This window comes from Pseudomonas sp. M20, assembly GCF_045037865.1.
Taxonomy (GTDB): domain Bacteria; phylum Pseudomonadota; class Gammaproteobacteria; order Pseudomonadales; family Pseudomonadaceae; genus Aquipseudomonas.
Window position 1 is genome coordinate 4,654,069 of record NZ_CP173611.1, and the last position, 16,186, is coordinate 4,670,254.

A 16,186-nucleotide genomic window follows, 5' to 3' on the forward strand; every position below is an offset into this window, starting at 1 on the left:
ACGGCGATAATATGGAGGCGCGAACCCTTTGAACAGCACTATTGATTTGGGTGATTAAGGATTAAAAGACGCAAAGCAAAAGATCGCAGCCTTCGGCAGCTCCTACATGGGGTTTTGAGGTCACCTGTAGGAGCTGCCGAAGGCTGCGATCTTTTGATCTTGCTGTTTCAGCTCAGCGCTTTTTCAATCGCATGAACAATGCTCGGATCATCCGGCGCCGTGCGCGGCGAGAACCGCGCCAGCACCCGACCATCCTTGCCGAGCAGGAATTTCTCGAAATTCCAGGTGATGTCACCGGGAAACTCCGCGCCCTCGCCCGCCAGCAAGCGGTAGAGCTGATGCCGTTCGTGGCCGTTGACTTCGAGCTTGCTCGACAACGGAAACGTCACACCATAGTTAAGGCTGCAGAACTCCTGAATTTCCTTTTCAGAGCCAGGTTCCTGGCCGGCAAACTGGTTGCACGGCAGGCCCAGCACACTGAAGCCTTTGCCTTTGAATTGCTGATGGAGGATTTCCAGCGCCGCGTACTGTGTGGTCAAGCCGCACTTGGAGGCGACGTTGACCACCAGCACGACTTGGCCCTTGAACGGCGCCAGCGGTAGCTCCTGACCATCCAGGGCTGTCAACTTAAGGTCGTGAAAAGCACTCATGACGAACTCCAGGATTCCGATGTTCTACTCGAAACAGCCACTTGGCGAGGCCACCAAGGACAGCCGCGGACTAAAAAGGCGCCCGCAGGCGCCTCTCCAGTACTCGAAGCTTAGCGCAGAAAATCAGTGGTGATGGCCACCTTCGCCATGGACGTGACCATGAGCGATTTCTTCCTGGCTGGCTTCACGGATATCAACGATCTTCACTTTGAAGTTCAGGCGCTGACCGGCCAGTGGGTGGTTGCCGTCGACTGTCACGTCGTCGCCGTCGAGGTCACGGATGGTGACGATTTGCATTTGGCCGTCCGGCGCCGAAGCGTGGAACTGCATGCCGACTTCCAGCTCGTCAACGCCTTCGAACATGCTGCGGCTCAGGGTGCTGACCAGCTCAGCGGCGTATTCGCCGTAAGCGTCTTCCGGCTCAACGGAAACTTCCAGCTCGTCACCAACAGCTTTGCCTTCCAGAGCTTTTTCCAGGCCCGGGATGATGTTGCCTGCGCCTTGCAGGTAGACCAGCGGAGCGCCGCCGGCGGAGCTGTCGATGACCTCACCAGCGTCGTTGGTCAGGGTATAGTCGATGGAGACAGCCTTATTGGCGGCGATCAGCATGGGGCGAGACCTTTTGCAGAAGAATATAGAAAGGCCAAGTTTAGCGAAGCAAACGCGCGAAAGCGAACACAACCCGGACAAACGGGTTTCGACGATCGCAGGCTTCCATCAAGACGAGGAAGGCCATTGGGTGGCCGAGCTTTCCTGTGGTCACACCCAGCACCTGCGCCACCAGCCGCCATGGCAATCGCGCGCCTGGGTGCTGGACCCAGCGCAACGTATTGAAAAAATAGGCCAACCCTTTGCCTGCGGTTGGTGCGCACAAGGCTCGGTTAGCGCTAACCTTGGCGACTGAATTTCGGCAGATTGTCAGAGATAGATGATCGCCATTGCCATGCAACTTTAGAGAATTCGCATGCAAACTTTTTTTATCGCCCCCACCGATTTTGGCGTGGGTCTGACCTCCATCAGCCTCGGGCTGGTACGCACGCTTGAGCGCGCCGGGCTGAAAGTCGGCTTCTTCAAGCCGATCGCGCAGCCGCATCCGGGCGACACCGGCCCTGAGCGTTCCACCGAACTGGTGTCGCGCACTCACGGCTTGAAACCGCCACAACCGTTGGGTCTGGCCCACGTCGAGCGGATGCTCGGCGACGGTCAGCTCGATGAGCTGCTCGAAGAAATCATCGCCCTCTATCAGCAAGCCGCCATCGGCAAAGACGTGCTGGTTGTCGAAGGCATGGTGCCGACTCGCAGCGCCAGCTACGCCGCGCGGGTCAACCTGCACCTGGCCAAGAGCCTCGATGCCGAGGTGATTCTGGTCTCGGCGCCGGAAAACGAAGTGCTCGCCGAGCTGTCTGGCCGCGTCGAGTTGCAGGCGCAATTGTTCGGCGGGCCGAAAGACCCGAAAGTCCTCGGCGTGATCCTCAACAAGGTCAAGACCGACGAGAGCATGGACGCCTTCGCCACGCGTCTGAAAGAGCATTCGCCGTTGCTGCGCAGCGGTGATTTCCGCTTGCTCGGTTGCATCCCGTTCCAACCCGAACTCAACGCACCACGCACCCGCGACGTCGCCGACCTGATGGGCGCGCAAGTGCTCAATGCCGGTGACTACGAAACCCGGCGCATGACCAAAATCATCATTTGCGCACGGACCATGCGCAACACCGTCGAGCTGCTCAAACCCGGCGTGCTGGTGGTGACGCCGGGTGATCGCGACGACATCATCCTCGCCGTCAGCCTCGCCGCGATCAACGGCGTGCCGCTGGCCGGTCTGTTGCTGACCAGCGACACGCTGCCCGATCCGCGCATCATGGATCTGTGCCGGGGCGCCTTACAGGCCGGTTTGCCAGTGTTGTCGGTGAGCACTGGCTCTTACGACACCGCCAACCTGCTGAACGGTCTGAACAAGGAAATCCCCATCGATGACCGCGAGCGAGCGGAGATCATCACCGATTTCGTCGCCAGCCATCTCGATGCCAAGTGGCTGCACCAGCGCTGCGGCACGCCACGGGAGATGCGCCTGTCGCCGGCGGTGTTCCGCTATCAATTGATTCAGCGCGCCCAAGCCGCCAACAAGCGCATCGTCCTGCCCGAAGGCAGCGAACCGTTCACTGTGCAAGCGGCGGCGATCTGTCAGGAACGCGGGATCGCCCGTTGCGTATTGCTGGCCAAACCGGAAGACGTCGAAGCGGTCGCTCGCGCCCAAGGCATCGTGTTGCCGCCGGGCCTGGAGATTCTTGATCCGGATCTGATCCGCGAGCGCTACGTGGAGCCGATGGTCGCCCTGCGCAAGACCAAAAGCCTCAATGCACCGATGGCCGAGCAGCAACTGGAAGACACCGTGGTGATCGGCACCATGATGCTTGCGCTGGATGAAGTCGACGGGTTGGTCTCGGGTGTGATCAACACCACCGCCAACACTATCCGTCCAGCCCTGCAACTGATCAAGACCGCGCCGGGCTGTACGCTGGTGTCGTCGGTGTTCTTCATGCTGTTCCCGGAAGAAGTGCTGGTCTATGGCGACTGCGTGATGAACCCGCATCCGAGTGCCACCGAACTTGCCGAAATCGCGCTGCAAAGCGCCGACTCGGCCGCCGCGTTCGGTATCACTCCGCGCGTAGCGATGATCAGTTATTCCAGCGGCGAATCTGCCACCGGTGAAGAAGTCGAAAAAGTCCGCGAGGCCACCCTCCTCGCCCACGAACAACAGCATTCGCTGCTGATCGACGGCCCGCTGCAATACGACGCCGCTGCCAACGCAGACGTCGCCCGACAACTGGCGCCAAACAGTCAGGTCGCCGGTCGCGCCACCGTGTTCGTGTTCCCGGATCTGAACACCGGCAACACCACGCACAAAGCCGTGCAGCGCAGCGCCGATTGCGTCAGCCTCGGGCCAATGCTGCAAGGCCTGCGCAAACCGGTCAATGACTTGCCGCGCGGCGCGCAAGTCGATGACATCGTCTACACCATCGCCCTCACCGCGATTCAAGCCGCCAACCGACCTATGGATGTGTAAATGCTGGATTTTCTACCTGCACCCGTGCGCGGCGTGATCGCCTCGCTGCTGTTGGCCCTCAACACCATTCTGCTGTGCTCGTTCCTGTTCTGCGTGGCGCTGATCAAAGCGTTGCCGTTCGACCTCGCCCGGCGTGCCTCACTGTGGCTGATGAGCCACACCCATGAAGCGTGGATCAGCAACAACAAGGGCTGGATGAACCTGGTTCGGCGCACGCGCTGGCACATCAGCGGTCTGCAAGGGCTCGACTACAAGCACTCGTACCTGATCACCAGCAACCACCAGAGCTGGGTTGATATTCTGGTGCTGCAATACGTGCTTAACCGCCGGATTCAGCCGCTGAAATTCTTCCTCAAGCAGGAGCTGATCTGGGTCCCGATAATCGGTCTGGCCTGGTGGGCGCTGGGCTTTCCGTTCATGAAGCGTTACTCCAAGGCGTACCTCGCCAAGCACCCGGAGAAGAAAGGCAAAGACCTCGAAACCACGCGCAAAACCTGCGCGAAGTTTCGTAATAACCCGGTGGGGATTTTCAACTTCGTCGAGGGCACGCGGTTTACCGAAGGCAAACATGCGCAGCAGCAATCGCCGTTCAAATATCTGCTCAAGCCCAAGGCTGGCGGGATTGCGTTTGTTCTGGATGCGATGGGCGAGCAACTGGAGTCGATCGTCAACGTGACGATCCACTACCCGGCCGGGCGTCCGGGGTTCTGGGATTTGCTCTGCGGTAATGTGCGCGATGTGGTGGTGCATTTTGAAGAGCTGAAGATTCCGCAGCAATTCATTGGCAAGAACTACGATCAGGACGGCGAGTATCGTTTGCAGTTTCAGGGCTGGATCAACCAGCTGTGGCTGGACAAGGATGCGCTGCTCGAACAGATGCACCGCGAGTATCCAGCCAAACACTAACCCCCTGTAGGAGTGAGCCTGCTCGCGATAGCGGTGGATCAGCCACCAACAATGTTGAATGACACACCGCTATCGCGAGCAGGCTCACTCCTACAATTGACCGAGTTGGCCCCAATAAAAAAGCCCGCCGATGATCACTCATCGGCGGGCTTTTTATTTGGCAGCTAATGCTTAAATCGCGCCACGCTGACGCAGCAGATCCAGCACTTGCTTGACGCTTTCTTCCAGACTCAGCGTCTGCGTGTCGATCACCAGATCGGCATTCAGCGGCACATCGTACGGGAAGGATTCGCCCGGGATGTTGTCGCCAGCGGCGGCATACAGACCTTGCGGATCACGCTCGGCGCACACGGCCGGCGAGGCCTGAACGTAGACCGTCAGCAGACGATCCTTGCCGATCAGATCCTTCGCCTGCTCACGCCCTTCAGCGCTTGGCGCGACGAACGAGGCCAGGGTCAGCAGACCTGCTTCGTTGAACTGACGCGCGACGTGCGCGGCACGACGCCAATTCTCGGTGCGACCGGCGCGATCCTGTGGCAGGCCTTTGTTCAGGTCCTGACGCAAGTTCTGGCCATCCAGCACAAACACCGCACGCCCCATGTCGAACAGCTTGCGCTCGACCGCATAAGCCAGTGTACTTTTGCCCGCGCCCGACAGGCCGCTGAACAGCACGGTCGCCGGTTGCTGGCCGAAGCGCTGAGCACGCTCTTCAGTCGCCACGTGCGCCAGTTTGCCGTGGTGCGTGGCAGTGCCATGCGTCACTGGCTGCGCGACGATCATGCCGGCGCCAACGGTGCCGTTGGTCAAGCGGTCGATGATGATGAACGCGCCGGTGGTGCGATTGCTTTCGTAACCGTCGAGGGCGATTGGCGCATCAAGTGCAATCTTCACCTTGCCGATTTCGTTGAGCTGCAACGCGCTCGCCGGGCCTTCTTCCAACGTGTTCACGTCGACCTTGTTAACGATGCTGGCAATCGAGCCCGGCACGTAACTGGTGGCGCGTTTGATGTCGTATTTCTTGCCCGGCAGCATCGGCTCTTCAGCCATCCACACCAGCATCGCTTCGAAGCTGTCGGTGACCGGCGGCACGTTGTCGGCATGCACCAGCAAGTCACCACGGGAGATGTCGATTTCGTCTTCCATGGTCAGCGTTACGGCCTGACCTGGACCGGCGTGTTCCAGCTCACCTTCGAAAGTGACGATGGATTTCACCCGGCTGCTTTTGCCCGACGGCAGCACCACGACTTCGTCACCCTTGTGCACGATGCCGCTGGCCAGCGTGCCGGCGAAACCACGGAAGTTCAGGTTCGGACGGTTGACGTACTGCACCGGGAAACGCAGATCGGTGAAGTTGCGATCGCCCGCGACCTCCACGGTCTCGAGGATTTCCATCAACGACTGGCCTTTGTACCAAGGCGAGCGCTCGGACTTGTTCACCACGTTGTCGCCTTTTAGGGCAGACATCGGCACGAAGTGCATGCTGGTCGGCTTCATCTTCAAGCCTTCGGCGAACTTCAGGTAGTCAGCCTTGATCGACTCGAACACACCTTCATCGAAGCCCTTCAAGTCCATCTTGTTGATGGCGACGACGATGTGTTTGATCCCCAACAGGGAGGCGATGAAGCTGTGGCGACGGGTCTGGGTCTGCACGCCGTAACGCGCGTCGACCAGAATGATCGCCAGGTCACAGGTGGACGCTCCGGTGGCCATGTTGCGGGTGTACTGCTCATGGCCGGGCGTGTCAGCGATGATGAATTTGCGCTTGGCGGTGGAGAAATAGCGGTAGGCGACATCGATGGTGATGCCCTGCTCCCGCTCGGCCTGCAGACCGTCGACCAGTAATGCCAGATCGATATCGTCACCGGTGGTGCCGACTTTCTTCGAGTCGCGGGTGATCGCTTCAAGGTGATCTTCGTAGATCATCTTCGAGTCGTGCAGCAAGCGCCCGATCAGGGTGCTCTTGCCGTCATCGACGTTACCGCAGGTCAAAAAGCGCAGCAGTTCCTTACGTTCGTGCTGGCCCAGGTAGGCGAGGATGTCCTCGCTGATCAAATCAGAAACATGCGACATGACAGCCCCTTAGAAATAGCCTTGACGTTTTTTATCTTCCATCGAGCCTGCGCCATCGTGGTCGATGACTCGGCCCTGGCGCTCGGAAGTTCGCGTCAGGAGCATTTCCTGGATGATGTCCGTCAGGCTTTCGGCCTCGGACTCCACGGCCCCCGTCAACGGGTAGCAGCCAAGGGTGCGGAAACGCACTTTCTTTTTGACGATGCGCGCTTTGTCTTCGTCGGACAGGTGCTCAAGGATGCGCTCGTCGTCGATCATGATCAGCGTGCCGTTCTTCTCGATCACTTCGCGTTCGGCGGCGAAGTACAACGGCACAATCGGGATGCCTTCGAGGTAGATGTACTGCCAGATGTCCAGTTCGGTCCAGTTTGACAAAGGGAATACGCGAATGGATTCGCCCTTGTTGACCTTGCCGTTGTAGACGTTCCACAGTTCTGGACGCTGGTTTTTCGGGTCCCAGCGGTGCTTGCTGTCGCGGAACGAGTACACGCGCTCTTTGGCACGGGATTTCTCTTCATCGCGACGGGCGCCGCCGAACGCTGCGTCGAAACCATGCTTGTCGAGTGCCTGCTTCAGGCCTTCGGTTTTCATGATGTCGGTGTGCTTGGCGCTGCCGTGGGTGAACGGGTTGATGTTCTGCGCCACGCCATCGGGGTTGATGTGGGTGATCAGGTCCAGGCCCAGTTCTTCGACCATCTTGTCGCGGAACTTGTACATTTCCTGGAATTTCCAGCGGGTGTCGACGTGCATCACCGGAAACGGCAGTTTGCCCGGGAAGAACGCCTTGCGTGCCAGGTGCAGCATCACGGCGGAGTCTTTACCGATGGAGTACAGCATCACCGGGTTATCGAACTCGGCGGCCACCTCGCGGATGATGTGGATGCTTTCCGCCTCCAGCTGTTTCAGATGCGTCAGTTTGTCGACCATGGCTACTCACGAAAACTTTCTTATGAACGGCCAGCGGGCCGTGTTCGAGCGGGGAATCCTAGCACAGCGACCTCTTCTAATCAGGACGCCAACTAGATCGAAAGGGCATATGAATATGCCCACTCGTTTGGGCGATGACGGTCCTGTAGGAGCTGCCGAAGGCTGCGATCCTTTGATCTGGTCTTTTAAAAAACAAGATCAAAGGATCGCAGCCTTCGGCAGCTCCTACACAGGTGAGTGGCGTTCGTCAGATCGGGTTGGGGCAGTCGATGAAGATGTGTTCGACGGCAAAGCGTTTCGCCAGGTAGTCGCCCAGCGCCTGTACGCCGTAGCGCTCGGTCGCGTGGTGGCCGGCGGCGATGAAGCTGATGTCGTTTTCGCGGGCGCTGTGGAAGGTCTGCTCGGAGGCTTCACCGCTGAGATACAGATCGACGCCCGCCGCGACGGCCTGATCGATATAGCCCTGACCACCGCCGGTGCACCAGCCAACCCGGCGAATCATCGGATTGCCTTCAATCAGCAAAGGTTCTCGACCCATCACTTCTTGCACCTTGCGGGCGAAATCGCGAGCGGTCAGCGGTTCTTTCAAAGACCCGACCAGACCAACGATTTTGAGATTGTCCGGGTCCAGCGGGCCTTCCACAGTGATGTCCAGTTGACGCGCCAGTTGCACGTTATTGCCGACATCGGGATGCAAATCCAGCGGCAAGTGGTAAGCGAGCAGACTGATATCGTGCTTGAGCAACGTCTTCAGTCGACGCTGCTTCATGCCAGTGACGCAAGGGTTCTCGCCCTTCCAGAAATAACCGTGATGCACCAGCACCAGATCGGCCCCGGTCTCGACGGCAGCGTCCAGCAACGCCTGGCTGGCCGTGACGCCACTGACGATACGCATCACCTGAGGACGGCCCTCGACCTGCAATCCGTTCGGGCAATAATCGGCAATTTTCGCACTGCCGAGGTAACGGTCGGCTTCTTCGACGAGGGTGCTGAGGGCAACGGCCATGAAAGACTCCTAAATATCCCGTTCAGAGGCACGCGCGGCCTCGTATAATGCGCGACATTATGGGCGGTCTGACCCCGCCTGCAACTCTTCCAGGACGTGCTTAATGTTCAAGGCGCTGCGTTTTATGGGCTGGCCGTTGTTGGCCGGTGTGCTTATCGCTCTGTTGATTATTCAGCGTTACCCGCAGTGGGTCGGGCTGCCGAGCCTCGACGTCAACCTGCAACAGGCCCCGCAAACCACCAGCGTGCAGCAGGGGCCTGTGTCCTATGCGGATGCGGTGACCATCGCCGCGCCATCAGTGGTCAACCTCTACACCACCAAAGTCATCAACAAACCGGCGCATCCACTGTTTGAAGATCCGCAGTTCCGGCGTTTCTTCGGTGATAACTCGCCGAAGCAGAAACGCATGGAATCGAGCCTCGGTTCCGGCGTGATCATGAGCCCGGAAGGCTACATTCTCACCAACAACCACGTGACCAGCGGTGCCGACCAAATCGTCGTGGCGCTGAAGGATGGCCGCGAAACCCTCGCCCGCGTCATCGGCAGCGATCCGGAAACCGACCTCGCGGTGTTGAAGATCGATCTGAAAACCCTGCCGGCCATCACCGTCGGCCGCTCGGACAACATTCGTATCGGCGACGTCGCGCTGGCCATCGGCAACCCGTTCGGCGTTGGCCAGACCGTGACCATGGGCATCATCAGCGCCACCGGGCGTAATCAGCTGGGCCTGAACAACTACGAAGACTTCATCCAGACTGACGCGGCGATCAACCCGGGTAACTCCGGCGGCGCGCTGGTCGATGCCAACGGCAACCTCACCGGCATCAACACGGCGATTTTCTCCAAGTCCGGCGGTTCGCAGGGCATTGGCTTTGCGATCCCGGTGAAACTGGCGATGGAGGTGATGAAGTCGATCATTGAGCACGGTCAGGTGATTCGTGGCTGGCTGGGCATTGAAGTGCAACCGCTGACCCAGGAACTGGCCGAGTCGTTCGGTTTGTCCGGGCGTCCGGGGATTGTCGTCGCGGGGATCTTCCGCGATGGCCCGGCACAGAAGGCCGGCCTGCAATTGGGCGATGTGATTCTGAGCATCGATGGCGAGCCAGCCGGTGATGGCCGTCGTTCGATGAACCAGGTCGCGCGGATCAAACCGACTGACAAAGTGACGATTCAGGTGATGCGCAACGGCAAAGAGCTCAAGCTCACCGCTGAAATCGGCCTGCGTCCGCCACCGGCGCCGGTGAAAGAAAAAGAAGAATAAAATTTTCTTCGCGCTAAGCACGCGAATAAAAGACATTCTCAACAGGCATGTTATATTGTTTCAATTCTAAGAATTGGAACAACATAACATGTCGTCTCGAACAAAGGCCTCACTGCTCGGCCTGAGCCTTGGTCTGCTGGTCGACCCAGCCTTCGCCGAAGAATCCAAACCCCTCGAACTGGACGCCATCAGCGTCATCTCCGACTACGAATCGCCGACCGGCCCGGTCAAGGGCTATCGCGCCACACGTTCATCCAGTGCAACCAAAACCGACACCGCGATCCGTGATATCCCGCAGGCGATCAGCGTAGTGCCCGCCAGCGTGCTCAAAGATCTGGGCAGCACCAGTGTCGAGCGCGCGCTGGATTTTGCCGGTGGCGTATCGAAGCAGAACAACTTCGGCGGCCTGACGCTGTACGAATACAGCGTGCGCGGCTTCACCACCTCGGAGTTCTACAAGGACGGCTTCAGCGCCAATCGCGGCTATCCGAGCACACCGGATGCGGCCAACATCGAGCGCATCGAAGTGCTCAAAGGGCCCGCCGCCAGTTTGTATGGCCGAGGCGATCCCGGCGGCACGGTAAACATCGTCACCAAGAAACCGCAGCCCGAAGCGTTCACCACCCTACAGACCAGCGCCGGCAGTTGGGACCGCTATCGCACCGCGCTGGACGTCAACACGCCACTTGATGAACAAGGTGATGTGCTTTCGCGGATCAACCTCGCAGTCGAAGATAACAACAGCTTTCGCGATCACGTCGACAGCAAGCGTGTGTTCGTCGCGCCTTCGATCAGTTGGCAATTGAACCCGGACACGTCGCTGTTGGTGGAAAGCGAGATCGTCCGTCACAGCTCCACCTTCGATCGCGGCATCGTCGCGCCGAACAACAAATGGAGCGGCGTGTCGCGCTCGACCTTCCTCGGCGAGCCCAACGACGGCAACATCGATAACCACAACAATCTGCTTCAAGCGACTCTGGAACATCACCTCAACGACAGTTGGAAACTGCGCCTGGCCAGCCACTACAAGGAAGGCAAACTCTGGGGCGACGCCTCGGAACAACGGGCGCTGAACGCCGACGGCCACACGGTCAACCGTCGCTTGCGCGAACGCGATACAAGTTGGCACGACAGCATCACCCAACTGGAATTGCGCGGTCTGTTCGACCTCGGTCCTTGGCAGCATGAACTGCTGATCGGCACCGAGTATGAAAACTTCCGCAAGAACGAGCGCGTCACCACGATTGCTGGCGGCCCGTACGCCATCGACATCTATAAGCCGATCTACGGCAAGCCAAAACCCAACGGCGCACGCTCGGGCAGCGATTTTTTCGAACACGTCGAAAGTCATGCACTGAACCTGCAGGATCAGATCATCTTCACCGACAAATTGCGCGGAATGATCGGCGCACGTTTCGAACATTTCGACCAGCGCATCGACGATCACAGCCGTAACGCCAAGAGCAGTCAGCACCATGACGCCCTCACCCAGCGCGCCGGCCTGCTCTACCAACTGACGCCGAACACCGGCCTGTTCGCCAATGCCTCGACCTCTTTCAAACCGAACAACGGCCTCGACGCCTCCGGAAAATCCTTCGACCCGGAAGAAGGCGTCGGCTACGAAGTCGGGATCAAGAACGAGTTGTTTGACGAACGCCTGAGTAGCACCCTCGCCTTCTTCCACATCGACAAGGAAAACGTCCTCGCCCTTGATCCTGGCACCGACACCAGCCGCGCCATGGGCAAGGCGCGCAGTCGTGGTTTCGATCTGCAAGTCACCGGACAGGTCACCGACGCTGTACGAGTCATTGGTGCCTTTGCCTACATTGACGCAGAAGTGACCAAGGGCGACGCGGCAATTCCCACCGGCAGTCGCATCCTCGGCGTGGCCAAACGCAGCGGCAGTCTGCTCGGGGTTTATGAGTTCCAGGATGGCCATTTGCGCGGCTCGGACGTCGGCGCAGCGTTCACTTATGTCGGCGACCGCTCCGGAGAATCCGGCAGCGACTTCGAATTGCCGGCCTACCAGACCGTCGACCTGCTCGCGCATTACAAGGCCAGCGACAACGTCACTGTCGGCCTGAACCTGAACAACCTCTTCGACGAGAAGTATTACGAGCGCTCCTACAGCAACTACTGGGTCAACCCCGGCGAACCGCGCAACTTCACCGTCAGCCTGACACTCAACCTGTAAAAGGACGTCACCATGCAATTCGGCAAAACTTTTGTGCTGATCGCCGCGCTGTTCGTAGGCGAAGTCTCGGCCCATGGCCTGTGGACCGAACAACGGCGCGGCAATATCGAAGTGGTTTATGGCCATGGCGCCGAAGACAACGCGTTCAAGGCACAAAAGATCAGCGGCGCCTGGGCTTATGACGCGGGCGGCAAGATGATTCCGGTGAGCGTCGAGCGCCTGACGGATCACGCACGACTGAAACCACTGAAAGCTCCGGCAGTCCTGGCCGTAGCGCTGAACAACGGCATGTGGTCGCAGACAGCTGACAAGAAGTGGATCAACCAAGGTCGCAGCAAAGTGCCTGGAGCTATCGAGGCGACGGAGACGTTCAAATACAGCCTGGCGATTTATCAGCCGGGGGCGAAGTTGCCGAAGCTGGATCAGATCAAATTGTTGATTCTGCCGGAGGTTGATCCGCTGACGGTTGGGCCGGGCAAGTCATTGCCGGTGCGGGTGTTGCTCGATGGCAAACCGGCGGCTGGGGTGAAGTTGATTGGCGACTATCGCAGTGCGCCGAACACGTTGAGCACCGAGACTGACAAGGAGGGTCGGGCGCAGGTGCTGGTGAGGAATGAAGGGTTGAATGTGATTGCGGCGCAGGTTGAGGTGCCGGTGAAGGGCAGCGCGGATGTGGATAGTCGTGGGCTGTTTACCTCACTGACTTTCCTTGGCGAGCCGCATCACGAATAAGAGCACACCCTCATCGGAAACGCCGCCCGCCCAGCCCTCTCCCGGAGGGAGAGGGAGCCGACCGAGTTGTCTTGCGAAGTACGTCGACCTGAAAGACCGAGTCGATTATGGATTCGGTACAGCACTTTCACGTCGACGAAGCTCTGCAATATCCCCCAATCAGTCCCCTCTCCCTTTGGGAGAGGGTTAGGGTGAGGGGCTCTTGCTTTTAGAGATCGCCAAGTCCATCGACCAGCGCCTGATTCTGCTCCGGCGTGCCAATCGAAATCCGCAGGAACTGCGCAATCCGCTCCTGCTTGAAGTGCCGCACGATTACGCCCTGCTCGCGCAATTTAGCCGCCAGCCGCGCCGCATCATGCTGCGGATGCCTCGCGAAAATGAAGTTCGCCGCCGAAGGCAATACTTCAAAACCCTTGGTCTGCAATTGCGCAATCACCCACTCACGGCTCTCGATCACCAGTCGGCAGGTCTTGTCGAAATGCTCGCGATCCTCGAACGCCGCCGCCGCGCCGACAATCGCCAGACGATCCAGCGGATATGAGTTGAAGCTGTTCTTGATCCGCTCCAGTGCCTCGATCAGGTCCGGATGCCCCACCGCAAAGCCCACACGCAGGCCCGCCAGCGAGCGCGACTTGGACAGGGTCTGCGTCACCAGCAGGTTCGGATAACGATCCACCAGACTGATCGCCGTTTCGCCACCGAAGTCGATGTACGCCTCGTCTACCACCACCACCGAATCCGGGCTGGCCTTGAGGATCTGCTCAACCGCGTCCAGCGCCAGCAGGCAACCGGTGGGTGCGTTCGGATTCGGGAAAATGATCCCGCCATTCGGCTTGGCGTAGTCTGCCGGGTCGATCTGGAACTGCGCATCCAGCGGGACCGCATCAAACTCGATGCCGTACAAACCGCAATACACCGGATAGAAGCTGTAGCTGATGTCCGGGAACAACAGCGGCTTATCGTGTTGCAGCAAGCCGTGAAAAATGTGCGCAAGCACTTCATCCGAACCGTTGCCGAGGAACACCTGATTGCTCTGCACACCGTAGTATTTGGCGACGGCAGTTTTCAGCAGGTCGCTGTTCGGGTCCGGGTACAGACGCAGGTTGTCATTCAGTTCAACCTGCATCGCTGCCAAGGCTTTTGGCGACGGGCCGTACGGGTTTTCGTTGGTGTTGAGCTTGACCAGTTTGGTCAGCTTCGGCTGTTCGCCCGGCACGTACGGCACCAGATCCTTGACGAACGGGCTCCAGAATTTACTCATCGCTCAGTTCCCCTGCCCTTGTAGAAAGTCTTCGTCTTTGATGCGGTATTCGGCGCTGCGTGCATGGGCGCTCAGCGATTCGCCACGGGCCAGCACCGATGCCGTTTTGCCCAGCTCGGAAGCACCAGCCTCGGAGCAGAAGATGATCGACGAACGTTTCTGGAAGTCGTACACGCCCAGCGGCGAAGAGAAGCGCGCGGTGCCGGAGGTCGGCAGCACGTGGTTCGGGCCTGCGCAGTAGTCGCCCAGCGCTTCGGAGGTGTGACGGCCCATGAAGATCGCACCGGCGTGGCGGATCAGCGGCAGCCAGGCTTGCGGGTCAGCGACCGATAACTCCAGGTGTTCCGGGGCGATGCGGTTGGCGACTTCGATGGCTTGGGCCATGTCCTTCACGTGAATCAGTGCGCCACGGCCATTGATCGAGGTTTCGATGATGGTCGCACGGTCCATGGTCGGCAGCAGTTTGTCGATGCTCGCGGCGACCTTGTCGAGGAACTCGGCGTCCGGGCTGACCAGAATCGCCTGCGCATCTTCGTCGTGCTCGGCTTGCGAGAACAGGTCCATGGCGATCCAGTCCGGATCGGTCTGGCCGTCGCACACCACGAGGATTTCCGAAGGGCCGGCGATCATGTCGATGCCGACCTGACCGAATACGTGGCGCTTGGCGGTGGCGACGTAGATGTTGCCCGGGCCAACCACCTTGTCTACTTTCGGCACGCTTTCGGTGCCGTAGGCCAACGCGGCAACGGCTTGCGCGCCGCCGATGGTGAACACGCGGTCAACGCCAGCGATGCACGCCGCCGCCAGCACAAGCTCGTTGATCTCACCACGCGGGGTCGGCACGACCATGACCACTTCGGTCACGCCAGCGACCTTGGCCGGAATCGCGTTCATCAACACCGACGACGGATACGACGCCTTGCCGCCCGGCACGTACAGGCCGGCACGATCCAGCGGTGTGACCTTTTGGCCGAGTACCGTGCCGTCGGCTTCGGTGTAGCTCCAGGAATCCTGTTTCTGTTTTTCGTGGTAGCTGCGCACGCGGGCCGCCGCTTTTTCCAGTGCTTCGCGCTGCTGCACAGTGATGCGCGTCAGCGCCAGTTCCAGACGCTCGCGCGGCAGGATCAGGTCAGCCATCGACGCGACTTCGAGGCCGTCGAACTTCTGGGTGAACTCGACCAGCGCCGCGTCACCACGTTCGCGCACAGCCTTGATGATGTCCAGCACACGCTGATTGACCGAGTCGTCAGACACACTTTCCCAGCTCAGCAGATGATCCAGATGATGCGCGAAATCCGGGTCAGCAGCGTTGAGTCGGCGAATTGCAGTCGTTGCGGTCATAGCGAGAGCCTCATAGGAATGGCAAAAAACTCAGGCGCCCGAAACTATCATTCGATCCGCTTAGGCACCTGAGAATTCTGGCTATGAGGCGGATAGACGGCGCGACCTGGGGTCGCGCAGGTAAATCAGCCGCGGTGTCGCGATTCCACTGCGTTGCGCAGGGTATCGATCAACGCCTGGATTCGGGCGTGTTGCATTTTCATCGAAGCCTTGTTGACCACCAGGCGCGAGCTGATCGTGGCGATCAGTTCCTGAGGTTCCAGGCCGTTGGCGCGCAGGGTGTTGCCGGTGTCGACCACGTCGATGATCTTGTCAGCGAGACCGATCAGCGGCGCCAGTTCCATCGAACCGTAGAGCTTGATGATGTCGACCTGACGGCCCTGCTCGGCGTAGTAACGCTTGGCAACGTTGACAAATTTGGTCGCCACACGCAGACGGCCCTTGGGCTCAGGCGCGCCGATCTTGCCGGCAGTCATCAACTTGCACTGAGCGATCTGCAGATCCAGTGGCTCGTACAGACCCTGACCGGTGTATTCCATCAACACGTCTTTACCGGCAACGCCGAGGTCAGCCGCGCCATGTTCGACATAAGTCGGCACATCAGTGGCGCGCACGATCAGCAGACGAACGTCGTCCTGCGTCGTGGGGATGATCAGCTTGCGGCTCTTGTCCGGATTCTCGGTCGGCACGATGCCCGCTTCGGCAAGAAGCGGCAGAGTGTCGTCAAGGATGCGGCCCTTGGACAGTGCGATGGTCAACATGGGAAACGTCAGT

At 59.4% G+C, this 16,186-nt stretch carries 14 protein-coding genes; 6 read left to right on the forward strand and 8 right to left on the reverse strand.

The annotated features are described in order from the left end of the window. Positions 1–167: 167 nt before the first annotated feature. Entirely contained in the window at positions 168–650 is a 483-nt protein-coding gene (locus ACI514_RS20765; protein ID WP_160055897.1) for a glutathione peroxidase, read from the reverse strand. 123 nt (positions 651–773) lie between these two features. Next, positions 774–1,259: a peptidylprolyl isomerase gene (locus ACI514_RS20770; protein ID WP_160055895.1), complete on the reverse strand. Its 486-nt coding sequence runs from the start codon at positions 1,257–1,259 to the stop codon at positions 774–776. Between ACI514_RS20770 and ACI514_RS20775 the strand changes: the two genes are divergently transcribed. The 3 genes from ACI514_RS20775 to ACI514_RS20785 are packed head-to-tail and all read left to right on the forward strand — an operon-like array spanning position 1,228 to position 4,620. Then, a complete protein-coding gene (locus ACI514_RS20775; RefSeq protein WP_077571443.1) occupies positions 1,228–1,554 on the forward strand; it encodes a DUF3565 domain-containing protein in 327 nt (108 codons plus the stop codon). The genes ACI514_RS20770 and ACI514_RS20775 overlap by 32 nt on opposite strands. Before the next feature lie 60 nt (positions 1,555–1,614). After that, positions 1,615–3,714, forward strand: a complete 2,100-nt coding sequence (gene pta / locus ACI514_RS20780) for a phosphate acetyltransferase (RefSeq protein ID WP_160055893.1) — start codon at positions 1,615–1,617, stop codon at positions 3,712–3,714. Then, positions 3,715–4,620, forward strand: a complete 906-nt coding sequence (locus ACI514_RS20785; RefSeq protein WP_160055891.1) for an acyltransferase — start codon at positions 3,715–3,717, stop codon at positions 4,618–4,620. It begins immediately after the preceding gene. 171 nt (positions 4,621–4,791) lie between these two features. Here ACI514_RS20785 and cysN read toward each other — a convergent pair whose 3' ends face one another. The 3 genes from cysN to ACI514_RS20800 all read right to left on the reverse strand — a co-directional run bounded on the left by cysN (position 4,792) and on the right by ACI514_RS20800 (position 8,623). Then, the gene (gene cysN / locus ACI514_RS20790; protein ID WP_160055889.1) at positions 4,792–6,690 is read right to left on the reverse strand and encodes a sulfate adenylyltransferase subunit CysN; all 1,899 of its coding nucleotides are present in this window, start codon (positions 6,688–6,690) and stop codon (positions 4,792–4,794) included. Positions 6,691–6,699: 9 nt separating this feature from the next. Continuing rightward, positions 6,700–7,617 (reverse strand): sulfate adenylyltransferase subunit CysD, encoded by a 918-nt coding sequence (gene cysD / locus ACI514_RS20795; RefSeq protein ID WP_007912374.1) that lies wholly within the window; start codon positions 7,615–7,617, stop codon positions 6,700–6,702. Positions 7,618–7,864: 247 nt separating this feature from the next. Then, positions 7,865–8,623 (reverse strand): Nif3-like dinuclear metal center hexameric protein, encoded by a 759-nt coding sequence (locus tag ACI514_RS20800; RefSeq protein WP_405122295.1) that lies wholly within the window; start codon positions 8,621–8,623, stop codon positions 7,865–7,867. A 103-nt stretch (positions 8,624–8,726) separates the two neighbouring features. Between ACI514_RS20800 and algW the strand changes: the two genes are divergently transcribed. The 3 genes from algW to ACI514_RS20815 all read left to right on the forward strand — a co-directional run bounded on the left by algW (position 8,727) and on the right by ACI514_RS20815 (position 12,810). Then, entirely contained in the window at positions 8,727–9,884 is a 1,158-nt protein-coding gene (gene algW / locus ACI514_RS20805; RefSeq protein WP_064387994.1) for a Do family serine endopeptidase AlgW, read from the forward strand. A gap of 88 nt (positions 9,885–9,972) precedes the next feature. Next, on the forward strand, positions 9,973–12,078 hold the full coding sequence (locus ACI514_RS20810) for a TonB-dependent siderophore receptor (RefSeq protein ID WP_405122296.1): 2,106 nt from the start codon (positions 9,973–9,975) through the stop codon (positions 12,076–12,078). Positions 12,079–12,090: 12 nt separating this feature from the next. Then, positions 12,091–12,810 (forward strand): DUF4198 domain-containing protein, encoded by a 720-nt coding sequence (locus ACI514_RS20815; protein WP_405122297.1) that lies wholly within the window; start codon positions 12,091–12,093, stop codon positions 12,808–12,810. Positions 12,811–13,018: 208 nt separating this feature from the next. Here the strand turns inward: ACI514_RS20815 and hisC are convergent, their stop codons facing one another. The 3 genes from hisC to hisG all read right to left on the reverse strand — a co-directional run bounded on the left by hisC (position 13,019) and on the right by hisG (position 16,173). Continuing rightward, complete coding sequence (gene hisC / locus ACI514_RS20820; RefSeq protein WP_405122298.1) at positions 13,019–14,071, reverse strand: histidinol-phosphate transaminase; 1,053 nt, start codon at positions 14,069–14,071, stop codon at positions 13,019–13,021. A 3-nt stretch (positions 14,072–14,074) separates the two neighbouring features. Further along, positions 14,075–15,412: a histidinol dehydrogenase gene (hisD, locus tag ACI514_RS20825; protein ID WP_160055881.1), complete on the reverse strand. Its 1,338-nt coding sequence runs from the start codon at positions 15,410–15,412 to the stop codon at positions 14,075–14,077. A 125-nt stretch (positions 15,413–15,537) separates the two neighbouring features. Continuing rightward, on the reverse strand, positions 15,538–16,173 hold the full coding sequence (gene hisG / locus ACI514_RS20830) for an ATP phosphoribosyltransferase (RefSeq protein WP_007912384.1): 636 nt from the start codon (positions 16,171–16,173) through the stop codon (positions 15,538–15,540). Positions 16,174–16,186 lie beyond the last annotated feature (13 nt).